The following is a 6,334-nucleotide window of genomic DNA, read 5'->3' as shown; positions in this document are numbered from 1 at the left end:
GGCGGGCCGTTTGCTTACCGAAGTTTGGTTGGGGAGAGGATTTGAGTTTTCTGTCTTGCGGCTTGGGCTTGGCCTGCTTGGGGGCGCCTGATGACGGGTTAAACGCCGGCACCAGGGCAAAAAACAAAAGAGCCCGCACGAGGCGGGCTGTTTGTTTAGTGAAGTTTGGTTGCGGGGACAGGATTTGAACCTGTGACCTTCAGGTTATGAGCCTGACGAGCTACCGGGCTGCTCCACCCCGCGTTACCTCTTAGCAAGCGTTTGCTTGCTAATCTTAGCAAGCGTTTGCTTGCTAATCCAAGCAAGCGCTTGCTTGCGTTCCTAAGCAAGCGTTTGCTTGCTTTTTTGTGTAAGCCGAGGCCTACAGATAGGTATATGGCTGACCAAATGAAAGGGCCGCTTACGCGGCCCGTGATCCCTTGGCGGGCCATTTCATAAAGAGAAGATATCACTCCATCCGATTGGATGTGAGTTCAACGTGCGTTTAGCAGACCTGGCAGCGACCTACTCTCCCGCGTCTTGAGACGAAGTACCATCAGCGCTGGAGCGTTTCACGGCCGAGTTCGGAATGGGATCGGGTGCAGCCGCTCCGCCATAACCACCAGGTCGGCAAAACGCACGTTGTTCGAGAAGCTTTTGAGCGAAGGAGCACAAAGAGGGATCGGCAGCGGAGCTGTCGGGTGCCTCTCGGGGCTATTCGCTGGTCTTTTTTGTGCCTGTCATCCTCCGATTTGGAGCGATGAGCATAAGGAATGAGAACGATCAAGCCGATCGAACTATTAGTACCGGTAAGCTTCAAGCGTTGCCGCTCTTCCACACCCGGCCTATCAACGTGGTCGTCTTCCACGGTTCTCAGGGAATACTCGTTTTAAGGTGGGTTTCCCGCTTAGATGCCTTCAGCGGTTATCCCGTCCGGATATAGCTACCCTGCTATGCGGCTGGCGCCACAACAGGTCCACCAGAGATCCGTCCATCCCGGTCCTCTCGTACTAGGGACAGATCCTTTCAATATTCCTACACCCACGGCAGATAGGGACCGAACTGTCTCACGACGTTCTGAACCCAACTCACGTACCGCTTTAAATGGCGAACAGCCATACCCTTGGGACCTGCTCCAGCCCCAGGATGCGATGAGTCGACATCGAGGTGCCAAACAACCCCGTCGATATGGACTCTTGGGGGTCATCAGCCTGTTATCCCCGGCGTACCTTTTATCCGTTGAGCGATGGCCCTTCCACGCGGGACCACCGGATCACTATGACCGACTTTCGTCTCTGCTCGACTTGTCAGTCTCGCAGTCAGGCAGGCTTATGCCATTGCACTCAGCGAACGATTTCCGACCGTTCTGAGCCCACCATCGCGCGCCTCCGTTACTCTTTAGGAGGCGACCGCCCCAGTCAAACTACCCACCATACATTGTCCCGGACCCGGATAACGGGCCGCGGTTAGACATCCATAGTAATAAGGGTGGTATTTCAAGGGTGGCTCCACCTGAGCTGGCGCCCAGGTTTCAAAGCCTACCACCTATCCTACACATGCCACTACGAATGCCAATGTAAAGCTATAGTAAAGGTGCACGGGGTCTTTCCGTCTAACCGCAGGAACCCCGCATCTTCACGGGGAATTCAATTTCACTGAGTCTATGCTGGAGACAGCGGGGAAGTCGTTACGCCATTCGTGCAGGTCGGAACTTACCCGACAAGGAATTTCGCTACCTTAGGACCGTTATAGTTACGGCCGCCGTTTACTGGGGCTTCGATTCAGAGCTTGCACCCCTCCTCTTAACCTTCCAGCACCGGGCAGGCGTCAGACCCTATACGTCGTCTTGCGACTTCGCAGAGCCCTGTGTTTTTGATAAACAGTCGCTACCCCCTGGTCTGTGCCACCCTCCTCTACTTGCGTAGAAAAGGGTCACGCTTCTTCCGAAGTTACGCGTGCAATTTGCCGAGTTCCTTCAGCATAGTTCTCTCAAGCGCCTTGGTATACTCTACCAGACCACCAGTGTCGGTTTCGGGTACGGTTTATAAGGAGGAGCTATTTCCTGGAACCACGCAGCAGCCCGTTCAATCCGATAAGATTGGACTACCTCAATGATCCGTCACTACCTCCAAGCCCACGAATATTAACGTGGTTCCCATCGACTACGCGTTTCCGCCTCGTCTTAGGGGCCGGCTAACCCTGCTCAGATTAGCTTTAAGCAGGAACCCTTGGTCTTTCGGCGGGGGAGTCTCTCACTCCCCTTACGTTACTCATGTCAGCATTCGCACTTCTGATACCTCCACCACCCCTCACGGGTATGGCTTCATCAGCTTACAGAACGCTCCGCTACCGCTTGGCCCTTGCGGACCAAACCCTAAGCTTCGGTGTATGGCTTTAGCCCCGTTACATTTTCGGCGCAAAGACCCTTATTTAGACCAGTGAGCTGTTACGCTTTCTTTAAATGATGGCTGCTTCTAAGCCAACATCCTGGTTGTTTTGGGATCCTCACATCCTTTCCCACTTAGCCATAACTTGGGGACCTTAGCTGTAGGTCAGGGTTGTTTCCCTTTTCACGACGGACGTTAGCACCCGCCGTGTGTCTGCCGACTAGTACTCCCAGGTATTCGGAGTTTGGTTAGGTTTGGTAATCCGGTGAGGACCCCTAGCCCATCCAGTGCTCTACCCCCTGGGGTATTCGGTCGACGCTCTACCTAAATAGATTTCGCGGAGAACCAGCTATTTCCGAGTTTGATTGGCCTTTCACCCCTAGCCACAAGTCATCCCGAACTATTGCAACAGTTATGGGTTCGGTCCTCCAGTAAGTGTTACCTTACCTTCAACCTGCTCATGGCTAGATCACTCGGTTTCGGGTCTAATGCGACGAACTGAACGCCCTATTCAGACTCGCTTTCGCTGCGCCTACACCTAGCGGTTTAAGCTTGCTCGTCACACTAAGTCGCTGACCCATTATACAAAAGGTACGTGGTCACCCAGGACGAACCTTGGGCTTCCACTGTTTGTAGGCAATCGGTTTCAGGTACTCTTTCACTCCCCTTGTCGGGGTGCTTTTCACCTTTCCCTCACGGTACTAGTTCGCTATCGGTCATGCACGAGTACTTAGGCTTGGAGGGTGGTCCCCCCAATTTCAGACAGGATTTCACGTGTCCCGCCTTACTCGAGGACGATTGATTGCATTACGCGTACGGGGCTGTCACCCACTATGGCCCTACTTTCCAGAAGGTTCCGCTTGTCTCTCAATCGCCACTGGCCTGGTCCGGGTTCGCTCGCCACTACTTCCGGAGTCTCGGTTGATGTCCTTTCCTACGGGTACTTAGATGTTTCAGTTCCCCGCGTTCGCCACTTTACCCCTATGTATTCAGGGTAAGTTACCTATTATCGATACTTGGAAACCACAGGAGCAAGTCGGCCTTGCGACCTTCCGGCTGCTCTGATTTTCCAAGTACCTTAGGTGGGTTTCCCCATTCGGAAATCTACGGATCAAAGGGTATTCGCACCTCCCCGTAGCTTATCGCAGCGTATCACGTCCTTCATCGCCTGTGCATGCCAAGGCATCCACCAATTGCCCTTAAGACACTTGATCGTTCTCATTGCCAATGCCCACCCGCGCAATCCCGAAGGGACTGTCGCTTCAGCCTTCCCCTTGCGAGGTTAGCGTCCGCGCAATCCCGAAGAGATTGTCGCCTGAACCGGATCCTGTGCGGGACCCAATTCGATGTCATTGGCACAAAAAGACCAGCTTCTCGAGATCGGTTCGAGGGTGCGGTTAGGCAAGCCCATCATATGCGGGAGATTGAGCGTCTCCAGCGACAAATCACAAACCTTTTCAAGCTCATGAAGTTCGAACAAATCTTCTCTTTACAATGTCAAACAGAACAAGCGGCAAGCTAGATGCTCACCACAAAACCTTTTTACGAATGACTTTTTCTGACGCCTCATCTCTACTCGACACCAAAGGTAATGGTGGAGCCGGACGGGATCGAACCGACGACATCCTGCTTGCAAAGCAGGCGCTCTCCCAGCTGAGCTACGGCCCCTGATACCTTTGTAGAGGAGACAGGAAGCTACCTAGCTTCCATCAGAGATGGTGGGCCTGGGAGGACTTGAACCTCCGACCTCACGCTTATCAAGCGCGCGCTCTAACCAACTGAGCTACAAGCCCTAAGCCCCAAGCGCAGATGGTAGCCGGCATCGAGGCAGAGCCTCGCAAGGCCGACAGGCCGTCGCGGCTCGTGCCGCGCCCTCGCGGAGCGCCAGCACCCGAAGGGTGCGACACGGCGCGCGAGCGCAAATCAAAGTCATTCGCTGAAGAAAGAGAAACGAAGGCGGCAGACCCGCTTAAGGTATGCGCGACGGTCAAAGTGACTCTTTGCCGTCTTGTTCCAAGAGAACCAAAAGGCAGAGGCTCATCAGATGAGCGTTTCCATTAAGGTTCTTCCTTAGAAAGGAGGTGATCCAGCCGCAGGTTCCCCTACGGCTACCTTGTTACGACTTCACCCCAGTCGCTGACCCTACCGTGGTCGCCTGCCTCCTTGCGGTTAGCACAGCGCCTTCGGGTAAAACCAACTCCCATGGTGTGACGGGCGGTGTGTACAAGGCCCGGGAACGTATTCACCGCGGCATGCTGATCCGCGATTACTAGCGATTCCAACTTCATGCACTCGAGTTGCAGAGTGCAATCCGAACTGAGATGGTTTTTGGAGATTAGCTCGACCTCGCGGTCTCGCTGCCCACTGTCACCACCATTGTAGCACGTGTGTAGCCCAGCCCGTAAGGGCCATGAGGACTTGACGTCATCCCCACCTTCCTCTCGGCTTATCACCGGCAGTCCCCTTAGAGTGCCCAACTTAATGCTGGCAACTAAGGGCGAGGGTTGCGCTCGTTGCGGGACTTAACCCAACATCTCACGACACGAGCTGACGACAGCCATGCAGCACCTGTCACCGGTCCAGCCGAACTGAAGGAATCCATCTCTGGAAACCGCGACCGGGATGTCAAGGGCTGGTAAGGTTCTGCGCGTTGCTTCGAATTAAACCACATGCTCCACCGCTTGTGCGGGCCCCCGTCAATTCCTTTGAGTTTTAATCTTGCGACCGTACTCCCCAGGCGGAGAGCTTAATGCGTTAGCTGCGCCACCGACAAGTAAACTTGCCGACGGCTAGCTCTCATAGTTTACGGCGTGGACTACCAGGGTATCTAATCCTGTTTGCTCCCCACGCTTTCGCACCTCAGCGTCAGTACCGAGCCAGTGAGCCGCCTTCGCCACTGGTGTTCCTCCGAATATCTACGAATTTCACCTCTACACTCGGAATTCCACTCACCTCTCTCGGACTCGAGATTGCCAGTATTAAAGGCAGTTCCAGGGTTGAGCCCTGGGATTTCACCCCTAACTTAACAATCCGCCTACGTGCGCTTTACGCCCAGTAATTCCGAACAACGCTAGCCCCCTTCGTATTACCGCGGCTGCTGGCACGAAGTTAGCCGGGGCTTCTTCTACGGTTACCGTCATTATCTTCACCGTTGAAAGAGCTTTACAACCCTAGGGCCTTCATCACTCACGCGGCATGGCTGGATCAGGCTTTCGCCCATTGTCCAATATTCCCCACTGCTGCCTCCCGTAGGAGTTTGGGCCGTGTCTCAGTCCCAATGTGGCTGATCATCCTCTCAGACCAGCTATGGATCGTCGCCTTGGTAGGCCATTACCCCACCAACTAGCTAATCCAACGCGGGCTCATCCATCTCCGATAAATCTTTCTCCCGAAGGACGTATACGGTATTAGCTCCAGTTTCCCGGAGTTGTTCCGTAGAGATGGGTAGATTCCCACGCGTTACTCACCCGTCTGCCGCTCCCCTTGCGGGGCGCTCGACTTGCATGTGTTAAGCCTGCCGCCAGCGTTCGTTCTGAGCCAGGATCAAACTCTCAAGTTTTGAAACTTTGATTGGCTTTTATCTGGTCACGCTTTGAATTGACGAGAACATTCACACCTAGACACTCACGTGTCTTGGTAGACTTTATTCTCTCAAAACGTGTCCGCCAAAGTCTCGTTCGAACCTCATACCCCTGGCGGGATAAGAGGTTCAGCAGGACTCTGCCGCCCACGTTTCTCTTTCTTCATTATTCAATTTTCAAAGAACAGACACCGCAAATGCAATGTCGTGGCCCGCTTCGCTTTTGGCTCCGGGGCCGTCCGAGTGTCGCTTACGCGGCTCTCTTGAATTTCGCTAAGGGCAGGCTTAGAAGCAAACTTCTTCGTCGCCAGCGGCGAGCCGCCCTCGTTCGTGAGGCGTATATAGTCGCCACCAACGACAACTGTCAACACACATCGACAATGTTTTT

General features: G+C 54.1%; 3 tRNA genes, 3 rRNA genes and 1 pseudogene. All 7 read right to left on the bottom strand.

What is annotated here, in order from left to right:
* Nucleotides 1-166 precede the first annotated feature (166 nt).
* Nucleotides 167-243, bottom strand: a tRNA-Met gene (locus EOB49_RS32260).
* A 248-nt stretch (nucleotides 244-491) separates the two neighbouring features.
* Nucleotides 492-606, bottom strand: a 5S ribosomal RNA gene (gene rrf / locus EOB49_RS32255).
* Nucleotides 607-758: 152 nt separating this feature from the next.
* Nucleotides 759-3,580 (bottom strand): 23S ribosomal RNA (locus tag EOB49_RS32250).
* A 378-nt stretch (nucleotides 3,581-3,958) separates the two neighbouring features.
* Nucleotides 3,959-4,034, bottom strand: a tRNA-Ala gene (locus EOB49_RS32245).
* A 48-nt stretch (nucleotides 4,035-4,082) separates the two neighbouring features.
* Nucleotides 4,083-4,159, bottom strand: a tRNA-Ile gene (locus EOB49_RS32240).
* A gap of 281 nt (nucleotides 4,160-4,440) precedes the next feature.
* Nucleotides 4,441-5,925: ribosomal RNA gene (locus EOB49_RS32235) — 16S ribosomal RNA — on the bottom strand.
* Together the 16S, 23S and 5S rRNA genes with 3 tRNA genes alongside form the textbook arrangement of a ribosomal RNA operon.
* Nucleotides 5,926-6,116: 191 nt before the next feature.
* Nucleotides 6,117-6,334 (bottom strand): annotated as a pseudogene (locus EOB49_RS37050) (hypothetical protein); the annotation flags it as partial.

This window comes from Mesorhizobium sp. M7A.F.Ca.MR.148.00.0.0 (assembly GCF_003997735.1).
In the GTDB taxonomy this organism is placed as follows: Bacteria; Pseudomonadota; Alphaproteobacteria; order Rhizobiales; family Rhizobiaceae; genus Mesorhizobium.
This window is presented reverse-complemented; position numbering and strand designations above follow the sequence as displayed.